The organism is Enterococcus sp. RIT-PI-f, assembly GCF_001297065.1.
In the GTDB taxonomy this organism is placed as follows: domain Bacteria; phylum Bacillota; class Bacilli; order Lactobacillales; family Enterococcaceae; genus Enterococcus_D.
Map to the genome: position 1 here is coordinate 21181 of NZ_LHOX01000004.1, position 23047 is coordinate 44227.

Below are 23047 nucleotides of genomic sequence, written 5' to 3' on the forward strand. Positions count from 1 at the left end.
GTATGCATCAAAAGCGATATCTGATTTGTAGTGCTGTTCTTGCCGTTCTTTTCTTGTTATTGTCGCTACTCGTCTGGTTGCGTCCAGCTATGTTGTCAACGATTGACCATTTGTTCAGTCAATGGCCATTGCATCGTTCAGAACAATTAGATACTTTTTTTGGCGCAATTGCAGCAACGGCCACCATCATACCTATCACAGCTGCTCTTTTACTTTTAAGCATCGGTTTATGCTGGCGTCGTTCGTGGACATTGATGATTTGGCTCTGGGGGAACTTGATTCTGATCAGCGGCTTGGGCAAAGGGATCAAATCAATGATCGCCCGTCCAAGACCTTCATTTGCCGGTCATGCAGAACGGGCATCGTTCAGCTTTCCTAGCGGCCATACCTTATTGGCGGTTACCTTCGTTCTGACTTGTATCGTCATCTTCCCTTATCTGATGGCTTCTGTGTCTTCCAGGTGTCAATCGCTTATAAAGAAGTGGGTGATGGCCGGTGGTATGGTCTATATTTTGCTGGTGATGATGACGCGCGTGTATTTTGGTGTGCACTATCCCAGTGATCTGCTGGCTAGTCTTTGTTTGAGCGGAGCAGTCAGCAGCTTGACATATGGTGTGTTTGTCCACTTCAGTGAATCGGATAGAGCAGTGGCAAGCAACCAGATCAAATGACCACTTGATAATAAATGTCCTTTATTCAGCTGAAAACGTTGACAGGTGTGTTTCGCCACGATACCATGAATAAAATGAGCCAAATAAGGCATGATGTATTTGGCAGAGGTGAGGAGTGGCTGTGATGATCGTATTTCAGGAAGGTGTCCCTCACGATGAGGCACAAATTTTGACATTATATCAAGAAGTTGGTTGGACACTGTATACCCGAAAGCCTGAGAAATTGCTGGCGGGTTTGCCGCGTTCTGATGTGCTGGCAGCGTATGATCAAGAGCGCTTAGTCGGTTTGATCAGAGCTGTAACAGATGGAGAAACGATCTTGTATATCCAGGATCTATTGGTTTTGCCGAATTATCAACGGCAAAATATCGGCCGAACGTTATTAGAAAAGATGATTGCCGCTTTTCCAGATGTACGGCAAAAGATCCTTTTGACAGATGACCAGATACAATCTATGTCATTTTATGAAGCATGCGGCTTTCAACAAGTGGGCAAAACAGGTGGTGTAGCGTACGGCTTTTCTTCATGAGAGGAAGATCAGATACACGCTGGCAATGGCTAAAAAAAAGGAGAAGGTGTGAATAGATGGGGAAATGGCTGCTGTTGTTTATCGCTTTATTTGTTGGTCTTGGGGCTTGTGCTGGGGGAATGATTGCATGGCTGAGTTGGCAGCCACTGGAAAATGGTGACACATACATGGGTCTGTCACAAACCATACTGCGGCATACGCCTTTTTCTACTTTTTTGGTTCCTGGCATTTTTTTGTTTTTGGTATTGGGCCTAGGAAATTTAAGTGCGGCGTTGTTGATGGTACGGAAAAAAGATAACTATCTAAGCATGTGTATGGGTGGCTGCTTGGTTGCTTGGATTCTCATTCAAGTGGGGATGTTGCGGGGCGGAAATGGGCTGCATGTCTTCTTCTTGCTGATTGGTTTCTTACAATTTGGACTGAGCAGACATATCATTCGTGTGGATCACCAACACATTCCTTTTTCCGCACATCAAAATTAATCGGTAAATGCGTTTCATTTAAATATATCAATCATTTAAAGCAATTTGGAGGAAAATCATTTGAAGTTTTTACAAAAGTCAAAAATTTTTGCCAGTTTGGTGATCATTTGTTTGGTGGGATTGGCAATCTGGATCTTTTCTAATATTTTATTCGTTTTCAGGCCGCTTGAGGCTGTTTTCTCAAGTGTCTTTCTGCCAGTCTTGATTTCGATTTTTATTTTCTATATCTTTTTGCCGTTTTTTAATTGGATCTATCGTGTGACCAAGAAAAAACAAGTGGCCTTGCTTTCGACTTTGCTGCTGATCGTATTTGCAGCTTATTTGATCATACAAGTCATTGGGCCCGCTTTGGCAGCCGAGATGGGGCGCTTCATCAGTCAAGTGCCGATCATCATCAATTTGGTGATCGACAATATTGATCATTCTTATTTGCAAAATATATTTGAGCCATTGGTGGAATCTGTCAATTTTTCACAAATCGGCAATTTTGCGCTGCAATTTTTGACAGGGGCTACCAATAGTTTGACAAGCCTGATCTCGATCGTATCCCATTCGGCGATTATTTTGTTCACGATTCCGTTGCTATTGGTTTATATGTTCAAAGATGGGGACAGGCTGCCAACACTTCTTTCAGAGAAATCACCCAAAAAGTATCGCGCTTTGATTTTGCAGTTGTGTGATGATTTCCATCAAGCGGCTTCAGCTTATATCGGCGGCAAATTGCTTGTATGTTCTTATGTTGCTGTATCTAGTTATTTGGTTTTCTCTTTACTAGGCTTACAGAATGCCCTTTTATTGGGGCTGATTTGCGGGGTACTGGACATTATTCCTTACTTTGGTCCTTTTATTGGGGCTGCACCGGCATTCTTATTTGCACTCAGTCAAGATATCCAAACAAGTCTACTTCTGGTGCTTGGGATCACGATCATCCAGTTTGGTGAATCGTATTTGGTTTCTCCATTAGTGATGAATAAAGTGCTACATATCCATCCGATCATTGCTGTCTTTTTGTTGTTGATTGCTGGGAATCTGTTAGGATTTGTAGGAATGATCGTTGCGTTGCCTGTCTATTCGATCGTTGTGGCCATGTGCGGCACATTTATACGATACTGGCAAGAACATCGCTTGTCGCATTCAGTCATTGATAAAGAATAGCACGAACAAACAGTTATCCCAGGATAACTGTTTTTTTGATCATGCCCGCTGGCTTTTTCTTTGAATGATTGTCGTTTTGACCGGCATAACGTGCTATACTAGCGTCACAGTAATTCTTGAGGGGTGGGTAAAATGAAGGTATTATGGAATCAAGATATTGTTGAACGGGAACAGGTGAAGATAGATATAGAAGACCGCGGCTATCAATATGGTGATGGCATCTATGAAGTGATCCGAGTCTACGATGGTCAATGCTACATGCTAACTGAACATCTGGAGCGATTGACAAGGAGTGCGCAGAAAATCAAATTGTCATTGCCCTATGACGCATCACAGATTGCCCTTGATCTGCAACGGCTGCTGGCTGCTGAAGGCATCGACGATGGAGAAATCTATCTGCAGATCACAAGAGGCATCGCCTCACCGCGAAACCATTTATTTCCTGCTGCTGGATCCGTCCAGCCGGTTTTGACAGCCAATGTGATCCCTTTTGAACGTCCTGCAGCGATGCAGCAAAAGGGTCTGACTGCGACGGTCATCCCTGACCAGCGTTGGCTGCATTGCGACATCAAGTCATTAAGTTTGTTAGGCAACTTGCTGTCATTGGACGAAGCCGTTGAAAAAGGATTTGACGATGCCTTGCTGCAAAGAGATGGTTTCTTTACCGAAGCCTCGGCATCCAATTTGTGGTTTGTGTTAGATGGGACGTTGTACACGCATCCTGATGGCCCTTTGGTCTTGCCAGGTATCACCAAAATCAAAGTCCGAGAATTGTGTCGAGAATTAGGGCTTTCATTAAAAGAAGAAGCTGTACCGGTTGCTCGCTTAGGGGAATTCCAAGAATGCTTCTTGACCAATTCTGTATGGGAGATCGTCCCTGTCGTGTCAGTTGACGGACAGTTGATCGGACATGGCGAAAGAGGAGCTATCACGACCTTGTTGCAGCAAGCATACATTTCAGCCATTTAGCGATCAAAAAAAGCTTAGCCAGATTCATCGAATCTAGACTAGGCTTTTTGTTTACCAATCACTAGGATTCCACAGCTTGCCATCCAATTCACCTTGCTTGGATGTGATACGCTGTTCCTGCTCTTGGAGTATGACGGCCAGCTCTTGCAAGAGGGCTTTTTCGTGATAATCTTTGGTTTCATTGCTGCTGTCATTAATCAGTCTTTCGATCCATGGTTCAATCAAAATGGTTCCTCCAAACTATTCAAAGCATCAGTTAAATCTTCGATCAGCTCGCGATTTTCTTCCAATCGTGTCAACAAAGGCGCGAGTTGAGGCTTGGTTTCAACGCGCGTTCGCAGTTGATCTGCAAACCAACGTTGTTTTTGATCAAAGGAGAAAGGGGAAGGCATGGTGAGTAATTGTTGATAATCCACCACGAACTTTCGCTTTTGGTTTTCTGTTTTATACATGAACTGGTCTAAAATAATCAAAGGCAGCACCGTCATCTGGTATTTTTGAGCCATTCTCAATTGTGGCCGCAAGAGTTCATTGAAGCTGATTTGTTCTTGTCCCCCCAATTGAAATTCTTTTGCCGCCACACCTGTCGAAATGGCAAATCCGATTTCTTTGCCGCTCAAAAAGGGTTCCGCCTCTGCCCAAATTTGATCGATCCACGCTTTTAATTTAGCAGGAACGCTATACCAATACAATGGAAATTGTAAAATCAATCGGTCGCAATCTGATAGTCGTGTCAGTTCATCTTCAGTAACGAAATGATCCAATGTGTCAAGAAAATGGAGCGTGACTCCGGGGATTTTGGCACTTTCAGTGAAAAATCGTTGCGACAGCGACTGCTGATAGTTTGGGTGGCTCGCGATGACCAACGTGTTTGTCATAAAATCATTCATCCTTTCACTATAGATGTACCACAAATTCAGCCAAAGGGAAACTACTCTGCTTTTTTTTAGGTTGATTTAAGTTGGATGAGGTATGATCAAACAAACACACACATATGAAGGAGCCATGTATCATGAATAAACGCAATCGAGTTTTGATCAAAGTCATAGCGCTACTGGTTTGGCTTATTGCCATTGGGATCGCACTAGTGGAAAAAGGCTCGGCAAGGAAAAAGCCCCGTCAATTGGCCAACAACAGGATCAGCAGGCTCATGGATGAAGATGGACAAGAATTTACAGTCAAGCGGAATCGATCTGTCGATCAAGGCTGATAAAATTGTTTGCAGCACATATGGATAGTTGTACATTTCTTTGACACAGGTATAATAAGAGTATCAAATGAAATGGACCGATGAGATGAATCATTTATATAAACAAATTCAGTATCAAATCCCCAAATTGAATCGTGTTGAAAAAAATGTACTTGACTACTGTTTGAATGCGTCGACAGTTGTTTCAGAAATGACTGCGACCCAATTGGCGCTACAAACTTTCACCAGTCAAGCGACAGTTTCTCGTATGGCAAAGAAACTGGGCTTTGCAGGTTTTCAAGAATTTAAATTTGCCTTGAAAAATCAGCAATCAGCGGCACATATCGAAGGTGAGAGAAGCCAACCCTTTGCCTTAGTACAGCTGATCCAGCAAATGGTTGATGATTTTACCCGTTCGATGCAGGGAATTGATCCAAAGAACATCCAATCTGCCGCTAGATTGTTGGAAAAAGCCAAACGGGTCGAATTTTTCGCGTTGGGTCAGAGTATGCCAGTGGCGTTATCCGCAAGTAGAAAATTACGATTTCTGGGGAAACCTGTAGGCGCCGCAACTGATTGGGATGAGCTTTTTGCTGTCAGTAATCATCTGACAAGTAATGATTTAGCTGTCTTTATCAGTTTGAGTGGTGAAACGATTGGTTTGTTAGATTATGCAGATCGTTTGAATGCCTGCCAAGTGCCGATCATAGCTTTCACTGGCGTAAATGGCAGTTCCTTGACAGAAAGGGCTACATTGTCTTTTACATCCGAAAGTAGTTCGATCTACACCCATGATATCGACTTAAGCCCTCGCGTTTCTTTGGCAGGGATCGTGGATGTTTTGTTGATCCAATTTGCCAATCAATCTCAAATTGAGAAGAATAGTCATTCTGATTTTTGAATGGCTATTCTTCTTTTTTGCTGGACCTTGTTTCGCTTCGTGATATCGTTTACATTTTCATTGTAAGGAAATAAGAAACTAGGAGGAAATAAGCATGCAAAAAGCAAAAAAAGCCAGTTGGATGGAAATATTTCAAGGATTAGGGAAAACATTCATGCTGCCGGTAGCATTGCTCGCGTTTATGGGGTTATTTTTAGGTATCGGAAGTGCCTTTTCTTCTGATGCCACTATTGATGCATTTCCGGTTTTAGGTGCTGGATGGTTGCAAGTGATCTTTCGATTTATGTCTACCATCGGTGGATTCGCATTCAGCTATCTGCCAGTCATGTTCGCGATGGCGATCCCATTAGGCTTAGCGCGTAAAGAAAAAGGGGTAGCCGCTTTTTCAGGGTTTGTTGGTTATGTAGTTATGCATTTATCAATCAATTTTTATTTACAAGAAACCAACCAGCTTGCTAGTACAGAATTGCTGAGAGAAGCGGGCCAAGAAATGGTCTTTGGGATCCAGACATTATCAATGGGGGTTTTAGGTGGAATTATTGCAGGCCTTATCGTATATAAACTGCATATGAAATTTTATCATTTTCAATTGCCTGATAGTTTTGCATTCTTTTCTGGTGCCCGTTTTGTACCGATCGTCACTTCAATGACTCTGGCAATAACAGGTGTCGTGATCCCTATGATTTGGCCTGTGTTTGCGTTTGTTATTACTGCGATTGGCAATCTGATCCAGCAGGCAGGTCCATTTGGTCCGTTTCTGTTCGGTTCTGGTGAGCGCTTGCTTCTGCCTTTTGGGTTGCATCATATCTTGGTATCAATGATTCGCTTTACTGAGGCTGGGGGCAGTCAGATCGTTGATGGTCAGCAAGTTTTTGGTGCGTTGAATATCTTTTATGCAGAATTACAAAATGGGTTAAGTATCTCGCCAAGCGCGACAGCATTCTTGTCACAGGGGAAAATGCCAACATTTATGTTTGGTCTACCAGCTGCAGCGTTGGCAATGTATCAAACAGCCAAACCGCAAAATCGGCATAAAATCAAAGGCTTGCTGATCTCAGGTGTGATCGCAACTTTTGTCACCGGGATCACCGAGCCCATCGAGTTTCTATTCTTGTTCATCAGTCCGTTATTGTGGATTTTCCATGTGATCATGACGGGGGCTGGGTTTATGGTGATGAGTCTCTTAGGTGTGACGATAGGCAATACGGATGGCGGTATCCTAGATTTCATTATTTTTGGTGTCATGCAAGGAACTGATACTAAATGGTGGATGGTCTTAATCGTGGGTGCTTGCTGGTTTGCCCTTTACTATGTTGTGTTCAAGACCGTTATCTTACGTAAAGATTTGAAAACACCTGGGCGTGAAGAGACTGAACCCGAAGACATGACGTATTCCGACGAAGAATTGAAACATGATACCAAAGGCGGTTTTGATGCGCCGGGGATACTACATGCACTTGGCGGTGCAGAAAATATCGAATCTTTGGATAATTGTATTACCCGTCTGCGATTAGTCGTCAAGGATGGGACGATCATTGATGATGCGCGCTTGAAGAAATTAGGTGCTCTAGGTGTTGTGCATCTGAATGATACCAATATCCAAGTAATTATTGGTACGAAAGTAACCACAGTAAGAAACCAATTGGATGCCATCTTGTAGGTGGCTAGAGGAGCAGATGTTATGTTTTTTGATGAAGAGATAGATCGCAGAGGAACCCATTGCACGCAATGGGACTATATCGAAGATCGCTTTGGTCAAAAAGATTTATTGCCTTTTACGATTTCGGATACTGATTTTAAGGTGCCAAGTGTGGTTGAAAAGGCACTGATCAAACGCATGCAGCATCCAGTCTATGGGTATACACGTTGGAACCATACTGATTTCAAACAATCAGTATATCTTTGGTACCAGAAGCGATTTGCGACTTCGATCAGTGAAGACTGGTTGGTTTATAGTCCATCAGTGATATACAGTATCAAACAATTGATAGATATTTTAACAGTTGCGGGGGATGGCGTGATCATTCAGACACCAGCTTATGATGCATTTTTTCATTTGATCACCAGTAATGACCGCCTGCTAGTTGACAATCCACTCCTATACCAAGACGGAAATTATCAGATCAATCTGACTGAACTTGCACAGTTGATGGCTCAGCCAAATAATAAAGTTTTACTGTTATGCAGTCCGCATAATCCCACCGGCCGTGTGTGGAAGAAAGAAGAGTTAAGTGCGATCTTGCAGCTGGCCGATCAGCATGGTGTATTTGTTATCTCAGACGAAATCCATATGGATATATTAAGGCAGGGGCAAGTTCATGTGCCGCTAATTCAGTTGGCTGATCAAAATATTGCGGTCGTGACATCGGGAAGCAAAACGTTCAATTTTCCTGGCTTGATTTATTCCTATGGACTGATCCCTAATCAAAACATCAGAGATAAATTCATCAAGCAAATGAAAGAAGCTAACGGCTTGAGTTCCACTAGTATTTTTGGCTTGACGGCGACGATTGCTGCGTATCAAGAAGGCGATACATGGGTCGATGCACTAAACCTTTATCTTGATCAGAATATATCTTTTGTAAAAAACTACTTGCAAAAGTATCATAGCGACATCAAGATAGTGAATAGTCAAGCAACATATTTGATGTGGTTGGATTGCTCAAAGCTGGGATTTTCAATGTCTGAGATCCAAGATCGTTTGATCAATCAAGGGAAAATTGCGATCATGGATGGGGCAGTTTATGGAGAATCGGGAAAGCAATTTTTGCGTTTGAATATTGGTTGTCCTCGATCAAAACTCGAAGAAGGAATGGCCCGGTTGACAAAAAGTCTGCAGTAGTAATGATTCATCAACAAAAACCGTTCACGCAAGAAGAAATCCTGTTTTCTTCCCACTTGCGCAAGCGGTTTTTGTTTTATTTTGATCGTGCATGTACAGGGGGCGCAGGAGCGTTTTCAACGACATGGAGAAAACCATCACGGTCTTGGATGATCAAAATCGATCGATGGTCATAGCGGGTGATGATCTCACCTTTGATCAATTCGTTGGTAATGGTCCGATACTTGTGTGTTTGCATAGTCATTCCTCCCAACAGTTCCTTGTTCCTTCACTTTTTTAGTGGAGGAACAGGTAACTTCATGATAAAGGATGAATGTATGGTTCAAAACAATTTTAGGTAAAATTTGTGTGAATACTAGTCAGCCAAATTAAAGCGCAACGTCATTTTTTGACTTCCTGATTCAACCATTTTGCCCAAAAGAACAGTTGCTTGTTCCATGTAGTAATCCGCCATTTGTGCATTGGCCTTTTCTAAAAGCATTGCAGGCTGATCCTGATCAAGCCATGCTTGATCCGTTTGGTGTTGGATGCGGCGGCTATGAGCCATCGTATCTAACTCAAATCTCGCTGCTAGATCACTATAACGGTCATAGTCGCTATCACCAATCAATGCAAGGGTCCGACTTAACCAGTAATGATTCAAAGGATCATAGACTTTCGTCGTATCTCGATAAGCAGCAGGTGTATCCGTGATATGGCTATAAAAAGGAACAACCCCATTGAACGTATTTGGTCCAAAAGCCAACCAATGGATTCCTGCAAGTTCAGGCGCGATATTGTTTCTGATTTGCAAAATATGAATCTGCTGGTTTCGGTTGAGCGCGATGGAACGAAATTGTTTTTTCTCTTCTTCTGTGCCGGTACCATATGGGTCGAAAGGTGTATCTTGAAAATGACTGCTTAACGCCCATTTGACATCTTCAATCGTTAGCTTTCGTTTGGGATAACACAAGAAAGGCAATTCATGATCGATTGGCTCGGACTCTGTTCCACTGAAATGTTTTTGGATATACCAAGCACGAGGATTATTATACCGTGTATCTTTCTCAGTAGCACTGCCGAAAATATGACGTAGATTGACACCTTCAAAATCGGGATTCAAGTGGTGTTTGTCGATCATCTCTGGCAATCCTGCGGCGTATAAGACGTGATCAGCGTCAAAATCAAAGTGGTCGATATTCAAGCGATTCGGCGCGACGACATAGGCATCGTCAGGAATACGGATAGCCGCCCAGTGATGGCCACCAATGGTTTCCATGTACCAGACTTCATCCTGATCGGAAAAGGCAATACCATTAGACTCGTAGGTACCATATTGTGCGAGTAATTTACCTAAGCGCAAAACACCTTCTCGAGCGGAATGAATATACGGTAAGACGATACTGACAAAATCCGCTTCGCCGATGCCGGTGGATACAAAAGGATCGATTGCTAAGACCCGGGAATTGGTGGTAATGGTTTCTGTGCCGGTCATTGCCACATTCGCGGCATTGATTCCTGATGCCGCCCATACGCCTTGTGCAGGATCTGCTTCAGGTGTCGAAGTATAGCGCATTGGATCATTCGGTAATGCAACCGTACAGTCACTTAAAACGGCATAAAATGACGTGCGTTGTTGTTCAGGGGTGATCACCACAAATTTTTGCGGCTCTGATCCACTGCCGGAATCTTCATTACGGGCGATCATCGTTGATCCATCATTGGTGGCTTTTTTTCCCACCAAGATCGTGGTGCAAGAGGCTGTTTTTCTTTTCATACTTGTTCTCCTTACTTGTTCCCATATTTATCATGTCTTTTAGAATTGATGTTAGTATAACGATTGTTTCTGCTATTTACAATGGCAAACCATCTACTTTGCAAAAACCATCGAATTTTCTATACTTATTTAGTACAATATAGTTTAGTACAATATAGGCATAACAAAAAGAAACGAGGAGAACAAATGAAACAAAAAATGAGATTAAAATGGATGGTCAGCTATGCAATCGTTATGAGTATTTTATTGGTGGGCTGTGCGAAACCAAGTATTGATGGCACCGACACAACAACGGAAGCTTCATCAGCTGAAAAATCAGCGACCCAACGGAGTGCCGAGATTTCTTTTGTCAACAATACCGATGAAGAAGCGTCTTCTTTAACAGATAAAACTGTGACCTTTGATGAGGGAACAACGCTGATGTCGATCATGAAAGACAATTTTGATTTGGTAGAGGATCAGGGCATGATCACCAGTATTGATGGCCTGGCCCAAGATGAAAGCAACGGCTATTACTGGACTTACACGATCAATGATGAAATGATCAATACAGGCGCCAATGATACCTTCTTAGGGGAAAACGACAAAGTGGTTTTTACCTATGAAAAATTCGAATAAACAAGCATTTCTTCCCGTGCGGGAACTGGCATTTCTTAGTTTATTCACGGCTGCTGCAGTGGTCGGACGGACTTTGCTGCATCCATTGCCGAACGTACAGCCAATGACAGTGATTTTCTTATTGATCGTTTTGTCATTGGGATTCAGTCGTGGCATGATCGTGGCGATCCTTTCACTGGTCATTACCAATCTGTATATGGGGATGGGTCTGTGGACGGTCATGCAAATCATTAGTTATGCCGTCGTTTTAGCTGTACAAGCAGTGCTTTGTTTGTCTCGCAGCTATCGGCAAACTAAGCTCTTGCAATTGTTGTACAGCATCAGTGCAGGATTTCTGTATGGGTGGGTGATTTCATGGTTAAGTGTTCAGTGGTATCAGCTGCCTCATTTTTGGCCTTATTACATACAAGGGCTCAGTTTTGATGCTTTGCATGCTTTTGGCAACGGTGCGTTTTATGTTTTATTGGCACCAGTATTCAGCCAACTGATCCAGCGTTTTTATCCTAAAAAAGACAAGATCAGCTGATCTTGTCTTTTTCTATGGTGTTACATTATACAATCAATTTTTCTTCTTGTGCAACTAGATCGCACAGTTTTGCGACGCCGGTCTCACCAGTTTCTTTGATGCAAACAGTAGCTGTATTTGTAAGGACATGTAAGACTTGAACTTCCACTAAATCTGGTTGTCCAATGACTTTTGCCCAATAATCAATGCTTAGATCTAACTGTGATTCATTCATCATGCACACCTCATTCTATTCAATTTAGCAATAGAATATCGGAAAGAATGATGAAAGTAAAGGATTTCACCTTGAATAGCATAATAAATGTTATTTTCACTTTATGATACTTATGTGAAAAAAACCACAGGCATATTATTATCAGATTTTATCAGTGGCGCGTATGCTGATACTAAGTGAAAGGGGTTGCTGAACATGAAGTGGATCGTCAAAAAAGCAGATCTTGAAGTCTACCGCCAGAAGTTTGACGGCAAACTTGCAGCTTATGCAGAAGAAGCCAAAATGATTGCTCTCCCATTACCTAAATACTATATTCTGGTCCTTGATGAAGAAAAATTACATTTGATCCAGTTAGATTTGGACTTTAATGAAAAAGCCTTGCAAACCATTTTTTTGCATGATATCACACAGTTGCAATTCACCGGTGTCTTGAATAAGAAACTGAGTATTCGCACGCCGAACGCGACGATCAAACTATTGATCAAACCAATGGCGATGGGGATTCAAGAAGAGCAAAAACAGTTTCTAGCACGCATAGCCCAAATGGCCAAGTAAAAACCAACCAGAGCTGCCGCGATAGCTGCTCTGGTTGGTTTTTACTCTGGTGTACCGACGATTTTGATAAATGCGTCGATATTTTTAATTTTCATATGTTTGATCACCAACTGCTCACGCTTATTCCATTTTCCTTCTACTTCAAGGTTGTATTTATTTAACGGCAACCGTAAAACATAGCTGGAAAGGTAACGGTCTTTGATGATACAATTGACGATTTTATGGTCTTCAAGTAATTGGATCCCTGTCAACATCATAGGTGTTTCTTGAAAGACCCGGCTATTCACAAGCAATCCTGTATGTGTTTCGTTCATAGTCATTTCCTTTCTAAGCAGCATACATACTTCTTTCTACTAGCTATGTTACCCGATTTAGCAAGGAAAGGCAATTCACATGAAATAATTATCTGTCTATGATAAGCTGAAACAAAGGAGTGATTTTGATGGCTGGATACAATCGTTTTTCGAAAGAATGGCAAAATGCCTCGAAAGAACTGCGAGAGGGAAAAAGGAAGAACGCCAATAAAGGGCTGAAAACCCGGCAAAAAGTGGCTGATGAAAAAAATAGAAAAGCCGATAATGCGTATACAACCGGTTTTTTGATCGGTTCTTTTCGGGAAATGTTTCGAAAGAAATAGATACTTGCCTACACATAAATATATAAGCCAGTCAGATCAAGTCGTGATAGAACGTCTTGATCTGACTGGCTTTGTTGGGCTTAAAATAAGTAGTTGAAAAAAACACCATTGAGAAAAGAAAAACTGAGATAAAACAAAAACAAGGTGACGATATCTAAGGGCAATCCTTGCAGTAATTTGGGGATCGCAGCAATCTCAACTCTGGTCCGCACACCGGATAACGCGAAGGCAAACAGCAAATACATCCCAGCTGCGGTCGCTAGGTGCAGCATATATTGATGATAGGGAAACTGCGTGACAGTTGCTAAGGTCAAAATCGGCACACTTATAAAGGTCGTTTTGATCAAATGGTCCGTCAGGTAACGCTTCTTGCCAGGAACGATTGCCAGGACGCCCCCAGTAACGATTAGGGCAATCAAAGCAGCAGTGACTAGGTTGGTCACGACGACGTTTCCGTATACGAGTTGAACGTGCATCACCGCAAAAAACAATGTTCCACTGATAAAATAAGCTGCGCCGATGATGCTTGCAAGGTAACAGACGCGGGTCGTGACATTGGGCATTTTCTTGCCAACGAGAGGGGCCAGTTGTTGGCATACATAATTTGTCAAAATAACCATGAGAAACAGCACAAGTCTGTTGGCGATCGTCATATAGATTCCTCCTTTGAAAACAGTTGATCAACGCATGATTTTAAGATTGAAAGGGGTGGGTTTTCCTTCACCCAAGATTCTTAGACGCAAGAAACGATCGATCAATGGTGTAAAGCAATTCATGATCAAAATGGCATAACTCATTCCTTCATTGGTGAACCCATAAAAACGGAAAAGAACGACAAGCAAGCCAACACCCAATGCAAATAAGTTTTCACCGGCTTTCGTCCCAGGAGTAGATGCATAATCTGTGGCCATATAAATAGCCCCCAGCATCGCACCGCCACTGATGATATGGCCAATCACATGCTGCCATGTACCTGTGAATAATCCTTCAGGTCCTAAGATAAACGCAAAAACACCGATCGTTGCAAATATGATCAGGGGAATACGAGGAGAAATGATTTTACGCCAAACCAGAAAAATGCCACCCAGTAGCAGCAATAGCGCACTGGTTTCACCCACACGCCCACCAGTAAATCCCAAAAAGGCATCCCAAAGTTCTTGATTGGATAATGTATCACCGGCTTTCATCACAGCAAGCGGTGTAGCTCCTGAAACCACATCATTGGCCGTAGCTTGCGAGACGACGTCAGGACTGATACTGCCAAAAGGTGGATCGGGCCAACTGATCAGAAACATCTGATTGTAAAATAAACCAATCAATAAAGCCCGGCCCCCCAATGCTGGATTAAGAAAATTATAACCGATGCCGCCAAAGAATTCTTTGACGATGATCACCGCAAAAGCGACACCGATCACTGGGAAATACCAAGGCGCAGAGGGGGGGAGATTCATTGTCAATAATAAGGCAGTAATCACAATACTCAAATCAAATCGAATGGGGCGTTTGACTAAGAAAGACCAGCCAATGTCGGCAGCGAAAGCCGTCGCAAGCCCAATCAAAAATAAGCCATAGACCTTAATACCGAAAAGGTAGCCTGAAAACAATACAGCTGGCAGCAAGGCCAGAATCACTGCACCCATGATCTTTACCGTTTCGTTGTTGTCGCGAATATGTGGGTTAGGCGGTGTTTCTTGATTCTTTCGTTGTTGAAAGATTTTTTCACTCGCTGAATCTTGATAGTAATCAGGCACTTTCTTTCGCCTCCTCTTGCAGCTGCGCAACTTTGCTTTTTGCAGCTGTGATATTGGCGGCTAAAGACCGTTTCGCAGGGCAGACAAAGGTGCAAGCACCGCAATTGATACAAGCCTCTGCCAATAGATCTTCACATTTTTGATAATCACCTGCACGATAATATTGATCGATTTCCATCGGCATCAAACGCATAGGACAAGCTTCGACACATTTGTTGCAGCGAATACATGGATTTTCTTTATAGAGCCAATCAGTTTCTTCATTAAAGACGATCACACCATTACTGCCTTTGGTGACGGGGACTTTCAATGTATTGACTGCCTTGCCCATCATTGGTCCGCCAAGAATCAATTTGCTGGGGGCACCTTGAAATCCACCGGCAAAATCGATCAATTCTCCTGCTAACGTACCTAAAGGATTTTTGACAATACAAGGATTTTTCACATCACCTGTGACAGTCGTGTACCGTTCGATCAAAGGTTTATTGAAGCAAACAGCATCAGCCAATGCAAAACTGGTGGCAACGTTGATCAAAACAATGCCAATATCAGCGGTCAATCCGCCGAGGGGCACTTCTTGATCGGTCAATAACTCTACTAACTGCTTTTCACCACCGGTTGGATAAACAGTTGGGACAGTAACGACTTCGATGGTGTCATCGTCTGCACTCGCAGCGGTCATCGCTTTGATTGCTTGCGGCTTATCATCTTCGATCCCAATCAAGATCTTCGGGTCGGCCAATAATTTTTGGGCAATTTTGGCGCCAGTGATGATTTGCTGGGCTTCTTTTTGCATCAAAAAGGCGTCGCTGCGTAAAAAGGGCTCGCATTCAGAGCCGTTCAAAATCAATGTATGGATTTTTTTCGTATCATCTACACTGAATTTGACATGGGTAGGGAACGTGGCGCCGCCTTTGCCAGCGATGCCTCCCGCTTGAATCTTAGCCAAAATCTCTTTATTTGTTGCCTCAGACCAATCAAAAGCCGAGGGCAAAAAATCATTGCTGAATTTGAAATCATTCTCAATGATGATCGTTGTACCTTCACCATTGTTCTGATTTGGCCAATCTACGATATCCACGATCGTTCCAGATACTGAGGCATGGACTTTTGCGGAAACAAACGCATCTGCTTCGGCAATGACTTGTCCTTGTTTGACGTAATCGCCAACTGACACTAAAGGCTCGACAGGCGCGCCGATATGTTGCGCTAATGGGATAAAAACCATGGTTGGCGAGAAACATAAGAGGTCATCTTGTTCGATCATCAATTTCTCTTTTAGCATTTTCAAGGGAGGACTCAGAGAGATACCGCCAGTAAATGTCCGCATACAAAACACTCCTTTCATTATCTACCTATAAGTGTATCATGCTCTGGACCGACACAAAAATTTAAACCCTTACAAAAGCAAAAAAAGAATATTTTTTTATTTGACATATGATTAGTTGTTCATATATAATGATATATGTAAACATGTTCATGTATTCATGTGAAGGATGGAGGGATTCAAATGGCAGAACATACGTGTCAAAAAGGACATACCCATAGCGAAGCGCATAGCCATGACCACGACGACCACGCACATGGTCATTTATCGCGTATCTGGTTTATGATTGGCTTCTTGCTTTTTATCGCAGCGCTCTTTGTTCCTAGTGACAACTTAAAGACAATTTTATATTTAGCAACGATCATCTTAGCAGGTTACCATGTGATTGCAGAAGGAATCATCGATACCGTGACGCAATCCAAAATCAATCAGCGGCTGACGCCAAATGTACACTTATTGATGACCGCAGCCACTGTTGGCTCAGTGATCATCGGAAATTACAGTGAAGGGGCCTTATTGATCCTGATTTTTGCCGGTGCCCATTTTTTGGAAGAGTATGCAGAAGGGCAGAGTCGACGCGAAATCACCAATCTCTTGAAAATCAATCCGACAGAAGCTAGGTTGCTCGATGCTGCAGGAACCGTCACGAAAATTGCAGCGGATCAAATCAAGAAAGGCGATCGTCTGAAAGTTTTGCCAGGCGACCAAGTCGCTGCTGATGGGATCATCATCACGGGCGCAAGTGATATCAATGAATCTTCCATCAATGGGGAAAGCATCCCACGGGAAAAATCAGTGGGAGATGAAGTCTTCGGCAGTACCTTGAATGGTTCAGGCAATTTCACGATGGAAGTAACAAAAGATAGCGCAGATTCAGTGTTTGCCAAAATCATTGCCGTAGCCACAGCAGCTCAGACCAATCAATCACCAACTGAAACAAGGATCAAGAAAATCGAACCGATCTATGTCAAAACAGTCTTCGTGTTGGTGCCTTTGTTTTTTGTACTGGCGCATTTCTTACTCAGTTGGGATTGGTCAACTAGTTTTTATCGCAGTATGGTCATGATGATCGCGGCTTCACCTTGTGCTTTAGCAGCCAGTGCAGTGCCTGTTAGTCTTTCGGCATTGTCCAACTTGGCTAAGCGGGGTGTTTTATTCAAAGGGAGTACCTATTTGACGCAATTGGCGCAAATCAATGCCATTGCTTTTGATAAAACCGGAACATTAACGGAAGGGAAACCTAGTGTAACCGATGTTGTCTATCATGATCATGCCGATCGAATGATGATCGATACAGTGATTACAGCAATGGAAAAACAAGCCAATCATCCTTTAGCTGAAGCGATCATTGCTCATTTTGATCGAGAAGACCTGCCAGAAGAAACCATAGCGGTCACCAATGAGGCAGGCAGCGGTCTGATTGCCAGAAAAGCTGACAAAACCTATCGATTGGGAAAAGTGAGCGATACGCTGGCAATGGCTCAACCACTGCAAAAAGCTGTCGCTGAAATGGAAGCAGAAGGCAAGACAATCGTTTTGTTTTCGATCAACCAGTCGGTGGAGGCTGTGATTGGCTTGATGGATCAACCAAATCCTAAAGCAGCTGCGATGATCAAACGAATGAAGCAGCAAGGGATCCATACAGTGATGATCACTGGAGATCGGCAAGCAGCCGGAGAAAGTGTCGGTCGTTTGTTGGACATGGATCAAACGATTGCCAACGTCATGCCTGCGGACAAAGCGGAAATCTTACAAGGCGTGCAGCAAACATATGGTGTCACCGCAATGGTCGGTGATGGCATCAATGATGCACCCGCACTCGTACAAGCTGACATCGGTTTTGCGATGGGGGAAGGATCAGATGCAGCCATCGAAGTTGCAGATGCAGTCATTATGAAAAATGACCTGTACCGTGTTGATTATGCGTATCGGATTGCCAAAAAGACAGACAAAGTGATTTGGCAAAATATCTATTTCTCCATGCTGGTCGTAGCATTGCTCGTCCTATTGAATCTATTTGGAAAGATGAATATCGGCTTAGGTGTGATTGCGCATGAAGGCAGTACACTGCTGGTCTTGCTGAATGGTCTGCGATTATTAAGAAAACTACCAGAGTAAACAAAAACCGCTGCTAGACGCCTTATCAAAAGGCAGCTAGCAGCGGTTTTTTTATGTCTGATTCAAAGGCTGAATTGGCTATCTGTTGGAAATTGGAAAGAATCGATTTTTTCTAAACGCTTTTCAATGCGTCGAAGAATACCTTCAACTGATTCCAATTGATTGATTGCCTGAAATGCTTTGAGGAGTAACGCTTTTTCTTTTGCAGATTCTTGTTCTAAGCGGTAGATATTCGCCAAACGTTCCACATATTCATAATGGGTATAGTTGGTTTTATTGATCAAAAAATGCAGCAAATCTTTGGCTTTTGGATAGTCTTCTTGCAAATAAAAACTGATGGCCTCACGGTATAACTTGATATCCAATTCTTCGATGCGATCAGTGTCAGCGTGCAATGCCCGCCATTCATTGATCGAGATTTTCCGCATCACTTTACCTGTGGGATCTGTCAAAAAGATCACTGGTACGTCATTTGGGTGTTTTGCTTCTGGGTTGATTTTTTGCATGTCGCACCTCCTACAGTCATTTCGCTTTGATTCTGATACTTTACCTTATTGTAAAAGGTCAAAGCGCAAAAGTCTACATGAAGGTGTCAGAAAACTTTGATTTTTAGCACATTCTCATTTTAGGCATTTTTCCGCTGAAAATGGTTGATGGCATCCGATAGGCCCATAAACAAAAGAATCCCACCAAATATTTGAAAGAAGAACAATACTGTTGAAAATGGATTGAACACCAAAATGATCCCAGCTGCGATAATCAGAAAACTAACGATCAGGCCGATCAGATAAGGTGCACCGCTGCGTTTTTGGCTAAAGTTGGCCATTAAGCGGGTACAGCCGCTAATCGTGATCAAGATCCCTAGGAAGAAGGGAATGATCGACAGCAATCCACTGGCAAAGACCAAAATCGCTGCGGCAGAAATCAACAATAAAATACCAGAAATGAATTGGACATTGCGGTAGCCTTTTTTCTGGTCTTGATAGTTGGTATATAGACTAATGATACCCAAACAAGCGATATAGCCTGCTACTAGGTAAACGATCGTATCGAATACGGTACGCGGCGCGATGAGAATGATCAATCCAAAAATGATATAGACGATGGCTCTAATCAAATCATAGCGATACAATTTATCAAAAAATGCATTCATAGTTGTTACCTCCTTTTTCCCTATTGTACCGAATTATCCAAAAATTGGGTACTATAAAACATAGCCAATGATTTATTCCTTTTAGGAATCCAAAATCTTTGATAGAATAAGAAAAAAGCTGAACGGAGAAACATATGACAGGTTTAACACTATTAATGGGTCTATTTACGATCGTGCTTTTTCTTTTTTTGCTGCTGCTGCGGCGGGAAATTGTGATGATAGCTGCAGAACGAACAGGGGCGAGGATCGCGATTGTGCTTTTTTCACTGTTGGTCATCGTGTCGATGCTATTGATTGATGATACCTTAGATCATCGTCTGCGAGGGATGATATCCGGCTTTATTTTTCTTAGCTTTGCATTAGACAGCAAAGGATTGGCCAATGATCGGATCGTTATACACCCCATGAATATCAAGGGAATTGCGTATCCAGACATTGATCGAATCGTCTTGTATCAGGAAAAAGAAGGAGACCCGATCAAAATGAATTATTTTCGGCGGGGTATCCGTGGGCCATTGTTGAAATTCAAGCAGCCAATGGCGGAAATCGTCGTTTTCCTGAGTGAGCATCTAAAAGAAGGCACACCCATCGATATTTTAGTTGATCACGATGATCGATCTCAGCCATAACAGATAGAACCTATAAGCAAACAAAAAGACACCGCCATTTTGAACGGCGGTGTCTTTTTACTTATTTATTTAATGACTAAAAATCGTTCATCATCATTTAGAAATTCTTTTTCATTGGCTTCACTTTCTTTTGAGCCAAAGACCAATTGTGCCCGTAATTGCCAGTTTTCAGGAATCGACCATTCGTTTGCCACTGCTTCATCAATCACTGGATTGTAATGCTGCAAGTTGGCACCAAGGCCAGCTTCTTCTAAAGCCACCCATGTATTTGATTGGGCAATACCATTAGACTGTTCTGCCCAAACAGGGAAGTTGTCTGCATAAAGGGCGAATTGCTCTTGCAGATTTTTGACTGTATCCGTATGGATGAAGAACAATACGGTACCGAAACCAGCTTTGAAACCGGCTAATTTTTGTTTGGTCGCATCAAAAGCTTCAGGCGGCGTTAATGGCTCAAGGGCTGCTTCTGTTAATGACCATAATTTCTCATGGGCTTCACCAAATAAGATCACGGCACGAGGAGATTGCGCATTAAATGCAGTCGGGCTGTTTTTGACTGCTTCTTTGATGATTGCTTCAATTTCAGATTCGGATAATGTAACGTTTTTGCCTAATCCATAAATTGAACGGCGTTTTTTGATTGTATCTAAGAATGTTGTCATCTTGTAACCACCTTTTTATAATATAGATGTAGTATACATGCTTACTTAATGTTAGTAAACAAAAGTGCTTAGAAAAAGTCCAGCTATATGCTGGACTCCTAGATAAAGCTAAAGTTATTGTGCATCAATTGCGATAAATTTGACCGTCACATATTCCTCAGGGCCATATTTGCCATTCTCGCGCCCAAAACCTGAATGTTTGACACCGCCAAATGGTGCTGCCGGGTTGGAGATGGCGATATCATTGACACCTACCATGCCGTACTGCAATTTTTGTGCAGTCTTCGAGATCGTCTGTAAATTGGTGGAAAAGAAATAAGAAGCCAGACCAAAGACAGTATCGTTTGCTGCATCGATCACTGCGTCAAGGTCGTTGAAAGCAATCAATGGGATGACTGGGCCAAATGTTTCTTCATAATAAATGTCCATGTCTGTGGTGATACCATCGATCACAGTAGGTTCAAAGAAATTTCCTTTGCCATAATCACCCTCTGTTAATTTGTGTCCGCCGTATAAAATGGTGGCGCCTTTATTGGTCGCATCAGCCAATTGATCGACGACTTTATCCACGCCAGATTGGTTGATCAATGGGCCCACAGTTGGATCATCCGTGCCTAGTCCAACTGTTACATCTTTCATTTTTTCAAGTAAACGTTCTGTGAAAGCTTCTTTGATTGATTCTTCCACAAAGATGCGATTAGGAGAGGTACAAACCTGTCCGTTATTTCTGAACTTAGCAGCAATCAATTTTTCAACTGCCAAGGAGAGATCGGCATCGTTGAACACAATAAAAGGGGCGTGACCACCTAGTTCCAATGATACTTTCTTCAAAGTAGGCGCTGCTTGTTCATAGAGTTTCATGCCAACTTCTGTTGAACCGGTAAAGGTGATTTTTTTGACGGTCTCATTTTCTGTCAATTCTTTGCCAATATCTGAGGAAGCGCCCAAAAGAATATTGACAACCCCATCAGGTAATCCAGCGCGTTGGAAAATATCGCCTAATGCTAAAGCCGATAGCGGTGTTTCTTTTGATGGTTTCATCACCAACGTACAACCAACGGCAATCGCCGGGGCAATCTTGCGGGCGATCATATTAGAAGGGAAGTTCCAAGGCGTAATGGCACCTACGACACCGATCGCCTCCTTGCGCACCAACCAGTGGTTCGTCTCAGGCGCTGGAATCACTTCCCCATAGACGCGCTGTGCTTCAGCCGCATTCCATCGGAAGTTGTCGACATTTGATTGAATCTCAGCAGCAGCTTCTTTGACAGGTTTGCCTTGCTCTAAACTCATGATCAACGCCAGACGGTCACTTTCTTCAGCCATCAAATCAGCGATGTTGTTCATATGGTCAGCGCGTTCTTTTGGCGATAAGCGAGACCATGTGGTAAAGGCCTTTGCTGCGGCATCGATCGCCTCTTTGGTTTCTTTGGTACTGCCTTGACTGACTTTGACCAGTTCTTCGTTGGTTGCTGGATCCAACACAGCCACTGCTTCTTGACTGCCATCGACCCATTTGCCATCAATCAATAATTTTGTCGGTACTTCTGGTAATTGTCTATTCATATTGGCACTTCCTTTCAATGTATCGTTCTATTCAAACCGTAGCATGGATCCGTCTATCTGACAATTCATATGCAAGATGGCCTAGTCAAGTTTTTTTAAAGAAAGTCTTCCTTTGACTTACCTTTGTGCTGATTTATGTTAAAATAAAAAAATAAGAATGTTTGTTCGATTTCACATCGAATCATCAAATGAGTCAACAGGTAAGGATGCGTAAATGATATGAAAGAATTACTGAAAACATTAGGATTTATCGCGATTTTCGCACTGTTTCTTTTTTTGTTGCGACAGTACGTGTTTACGCCTGTGATCGTGAAAGGCGATTCAATGGATCCCACGTTGCATGATGGGGAGCGGGTGATCGCCCTCAAACAAACGGAGATCGAGCGTTTTGATATTATTACGTTTATTGCGCCGGATGACACAGGCAGAAATTACATCAAACGCGTCATTGGATTGCCGGGCGATCAAGTCGTTTATCAAAATGATACTTTATACATCAATGGAACCGCCTATGATGAACCTTATTTGGAAGCCTACAAAACGACGCTAGATGATGGATTTCCATTAACGGATGACTTTGATATGTCCTTATTCAATGAAACAGAAGTACCAGAAGGAAAACTGCTGGTCTTAGGCGATAATCGACGCATCTCGAAAGACAGTCGTCAGTTGGGATTGATCGATGAAACCGCCGTATTAGGGGACGTGGCTTTTGTCTTTTGGCCATTAGCTGATTTTGGGCGACTAGAAAATGATTAGCATACACAGACTTTATTTAGTGGTAGTCAAACAACGCC

29 protein-coding genes are annotated in these 23047 nt (G+C 42.6%); 16 read left to right on the plus strand and 13 right to left on the minus strand.

The genetic code is table 11. The annotated features are described in order from the left end of the window. Positions 1-2 precede the first annotated feature (2 nt). The 5 genes from AEQ18_RS01305 to dat all read left to right on the plus strand — a co-directional run bounded on the left by AEQ18_RS01305 (position 3) and on the right by dat (position 3806). Positions 3-671, plus strand: a complete 669-nt coding sequence (locus AEQ18_RS01305) for a phosphatase PAP2 family protein (RefSeq protein WP_054114565.1) — start codon at positions 3-5, stop codon at positions 669-671. 124 nt (positions 672-795) lie between these two features. Next, entirely contained in the window at positions 796-1200 is a 405-nt protein-coding gene (locus tag AEQ18_RS01310; protein WP_054114566.1) for a GNAT family N-acetyltransferase, read from the plus strand. A gap of 56 nt (positions 1201-1256) precedes the next feature. Next, on the plus strand, positions 1257-1682 hold the full coding sequence (locus tag AEQ18_RS01315; protein WP_054114567.1) for a hypothetical protein: 426 nt from the start codon (positions 1257-1259) through the stop codon (positions 1680-1682). Positions 1683-1742: 60 nt separating this feature from the next. After that, complete coding sequence (locus AEQ18_RS01320; protein ID WP_054114568.1) at positions 1743-2837, plus strand: AI-2E family transporter; 1095 nt, start codon at positions 1743-1745, stop codon at positions 2835-2837. Positions 2838-2969: 132 nt separating this feature from the next. Beyond that, a complete protein-coding gene (dat, locus tag AEQ18_RS01325) occupies positions 2970-3806 on the plus strand; it encodes a D-amino-acid transaminase (protein WP_054114569.1) in 837 nt (278 codons plus the stop codon). Positions 3807-3857: 51 nt separating this feature from the next. On the opposite strand, the gene AEQ18_RS15725 is transcribed toward dat, so the two are convergent. Further along, positions 3858-4031 carry a hypothetical protein gene (locus AEQ18_RS15725; RefSeq protein ID WP_162838217.1) on the minus strand — a complete coding sequence of 58 codons (174 nt, stop codon included), beginning with the start codon at positions 4029-4031 and terminating at the stop codon, positions 3858-3860. Beyond that, the gene (locus AEQ18_RS01330; protein ID WP_054114570.1) at positions 4028-4696 is read right to left on the minus strand and encodes an NAD(P)H-dependent oxidoreductase; all 669 of its coding nucleotides are present in this window, start codon (positions 4694-4696) and stop codon (positions 4028-4030) included. The genes AEQ18_RS15725 and AEQ18_RS01330 overlap by 4 nt, the downstream gene beginning before the upstream one ends. A gap of 122 nt (positions 4697-4818) precedes the next feature. Between AEQ18_RS01330 and AEQ18_RS01335 the strand changes: the two genes are divergently transcribed. From AEQ18_RS01335 to AEQ18_RS01350, 4 genes are all read left to right on the plus strand, one after another. Further along, positions 4819-5016 (plus strand): hypothetical protein, encoded by a 198-nt coding sequence (locus AEQ18_RS01335; protein WP_054114571.1) that lies wholly within the window; start codon positions 4819-4821, stop codon positions 5014-5016. A 67-nt stretch (positions 5017-5083) separates the two neighbouring features. Beyond that, positions 5084-5896 carry a MurR/RpiR family transcriptional regulator gene (locus AEQ18_RS01340; protein WP_235505463.1) on the plus strand — a complete coding sequence of 271 codons (813 nt, stop codon included), beginning with the start codon at positions 5084-5086 and terminating at the stop codon, positions 5894-5896. A 94-nt stretch (positions 5897-5990) separates the two neighbouring features. After that, complete coding sequence (gene malX, locus AEQ18_RS01345; RefSeq protein ID WP_054114572.1) at positions 5991-7556, plus strand: maltose/glucose-specific PTS transporter subunit IIBC; 1566 nt, start codon at positions 5991-5993, stop codon at positions 7554-7556. Between the two features lie 21 nt (positions 7557-7577). Then, positions 7578-8738: a MalY/PatB family protein gene (locus tag AEQ18_RS01350; protein ID WP_054114573.1), complete on the plus strand. Its 1161-nt coding sequence runs from the start codon at positions 7578-7580 to the stop codon at positions 8736-8738. A gap of 76 nt (positions 8739-8814) precedes the next feature. Here the strand turns inward: AEQ18_RS01350 and AEQ18_RS15555 are convergent, their stop codons facing one another. Both AEQ18_RS15555 and AEQ18_RS01355 read right to left on the minus strand, forming a co-directional pair. Then, positions 8815-8976, minus strand: a complete 162-nt coding sequence (locus AEQ18_RS15555; protein WP_152911858.1) for an aldo/keto reductase — start codon at positions 8974-8976, stop codon at positions 8815-8817. Positions 8977-9093: 117 nt separating this feature from the next. Then, positions 9094-10494 (minus strand): C69 family dipeptidase, encoded by a 1401-nt coding sequence (locus AEQ18_RS01355; protein ID WP_054114574.1) that lies wholly within the window; start codon positions 10492-10494, stop codon positions 9094-9096. Positions 10495-10692: 198 nt separating this feature from the next. On the opposite strand from AEQ18_RS01355, the gene AEQ18_RS01360 reads away from it, so the two are divergent. Together AEQ18_RS01360 and AEQ18_RS01365 are read left to right on the plus strand one after the other, a co-directional pair. Next, a complete protein-coding gene (locus AEQ18_RS01360) occupies positions 10693-11112 on the plus strand; it encodes a DUF4430 domain-containing protein (protein ID WP_054114611.1) in 420 nt (139 codons plus the stop codon). Then, positions 11096-11638 carry an ECF transporter S component gene (locus AEQ18_RS01365; protein WP_054114575.1) on the plus strand — a complete coding sequence of 181 codons (543 nt, stop codon included), beginning with the start codon at positions 11096-11098 and terminating at the stop codon, positions 11636-11638. The genes AEQ18_RS01360 and AEQ18_RS01365 overlap by 17 nt, the downstream gene beginning before the upstream one ends. A 25-nt stretch (positions 11639-11663) precedes the next feature. Here the strand turns inward: AEQ18_RS01365 and AEQ18_RS01370 are convergent, their stop codons facing one another. After that, positions 11664-11852, minus strand: a complete 189-nt coding sequence (locus AEQ18_RS01370) for a hypothetical protein (RefSeq protein ID WP_054114576.1) — start codon at positions 11850-11852, stop codon at positions 11664-11666. A 195-nt stretch (positions 11853-12047) separates the two neighbouring features. Between AEQ18_RS01370 and AEQ18_RS01375 the strand changes: the two genes are divergently transcribed. Then, complete coding sequence (locus tag AEQ18_RS01375; protein WP_054114577.1) at positions 12048-12407, plus strand: hypothetical protein; 360 nt, start codon at positions 12048-12050, stop codon at positions 12405-12407. Between the two features lie 41 nt (positions 12408-12448). Here AEQ18_RS01375 and AEQ18_RS01380 read toward each other — a convergent pair whose 3' ends face one another. Then, positions 12449-12721, minus strand: coding sequence for a hypothetical protein (locus AEQ18_RS01380; protein ID WP_054114578.1), 273 nt, complete (start codon positions 12719-12721; stop codon positions 12449-12451). 128 nt (positions 12722-12849) lie between these two features. Here AEQ18_RS01380 and AEQ18_RS01385 point away from each other — a divergent pair, with 128 nt between their 5' ends. Then, positions 12850-13044 (plus strand): hypothetical protein, encoded by a 195-nt coding sequence (locus AEQ18_RS01385; RefSeq protein WP_054114579.1) that lies wholly within the window; start codon positions 12850-12852, stop codon positions 13042-13044. Positions 13045-13124: 80 nt separating this feature from the next. On the opposite strand, the gene AEQ18_RS01390 is transcribed toward AEQ18_RS01385, so the two are convergent. Genes AEQ18_RS01390 through rsxC form a run of 3 tightly spaced genes read right to left on the minus strand, consistent with a single transcriptional unit; the run spans position 13125 to position 16125 of the window. After that, complete coding sequence (locus tag AEQ18_RS01390; RefSeq protein ID WP_054114580.1) at positions 13125-13697, minus strand: hypothetical protein; 573 nt, start codon at positions 13695-13697, stop codon at positions 13125-13127. A 27-nt stretch (positions 13698-13724) separates the two neighbouring features. Then, complete coding sequence (locus AEQ18_RS01395; RefSeq protein WP_054114581.1) at positions 13725-14795, minus strand: RnfABCDGE type electron transport complex subunit D; 1071 nt, start codon at positions 14793-14795, stop codon at positions 13725-13727. Then, a complete protein-coding gene (gene rsxC, locus AEQ18_RS01400) occupies positions 14788-16125 on the minus strand; it encodes an electron transport complex subunit RsxC (protein WP_054114582.1) in 1338 nt (445 codons plus the stop codon). Before rsxC ends, AEQ18_RS01395 begins: the two co-directional genes overlap by 8 nt. A 180-nt stretch (positions 16126-16305) precedes the next feature. Here rsxC and AEQ18_RS01405 point away from each other — a divergent pair, with 180 nt between their 5' ends. Next, positions 16306-18240, plus strand: coding sequence for a heavy metal translocating P-type ATPase (locus AEQ18_RS01405; RefSeq protein ID WP_054114583.1), 1935 nt, complete (start codon positions 16306-16308; stop codon positions 18238-18240). 62 nt (positions 18241-18302) lie between these two features. Here the strand turns inward: AEQ18_RS01405 and AEQ18_RS01410 are convergent, their stop codons facing one another. Further along, the gene (locus tag AEQ18_RS01410) at positions 18303-18746 is read right to left on the minus strand and encodes a hypothetical protein (RefSeq protein WP_054114584.1); all 444 of its coding nucleotides are present in this window, start codon (positions 18744-18746) and stop codon (positions 18303-18305) included. 119 nt (positions 18747-18865) lie between these two features. Continuing rightward, positions 18866-19393, minus strand: coding sequence for an HdeD family acid-resistance protein (locus AEQ18_RS01415; RefSeq protein ID WP_054114585.1), 528 nt, complete (start codon positions 19391-19393; stop codon positions 18866-18868). Positions 19394-19527: 134 nt separating this feature from the next. On the opposite strand from AEQ18_RS01415, the gene AEQ18_RS01420 reads away from it, so the two are divergent. Beyond that, a complete protein-coding gene (locus tag AEQ18_RS01420; RefSeq protein ID WP_054114586.1) occupies positions 19528-20022 on the plus strand; it encodes a hypothetical protein in 495 nt (164 codons plus the stop codon). A 65-nt stretch (positions 20023-20087) separates the two neighbouring features. On the opposite strand, the gene AEQ18_RS01425 is transcribed toward AEQ18_RS01420, so the two are convergent. Beyond that, complete coding sequence (locus AEQ18_RS01425; protein WP_054114587.1) at positions 20088-20684, minus strand: nitroreductase family protein; 597 nt, start codon at positions 20682-20684, stop codon at positions 20088-20090. 114 nt (positions 20685-20798) lie between these two features. Continuing rightward, positions 20799-22250: an NAD-dependent succinate-semialdehyde dehydrogenase gene (locus tag AEQ18_RS01430; RefSeq protein WP_054114588.1), complete on the minus strand. Its 1452-nt coding sequence runs from the start codon at positions 22248-22250 to the stop codon at positions 20799-20801. Positions 22251-22469: 219 nt separating this feature from the next. Here AEQ18_RS01430 and lepB point away from each other — a divergent pair, with 219 nt between their 5' ends. Then, positions 22470-23009, plus strand: coding sequence for a signal peptidase I (gene lepB / locus AEQ18_RS01435; RefSeq protein WP_054114589.1), 540 nt, complete (start codon positions 22470-22472; stop codon positions 23007-23009). Positions 23010-23047 lie beyond the last annotated feature (38 nt).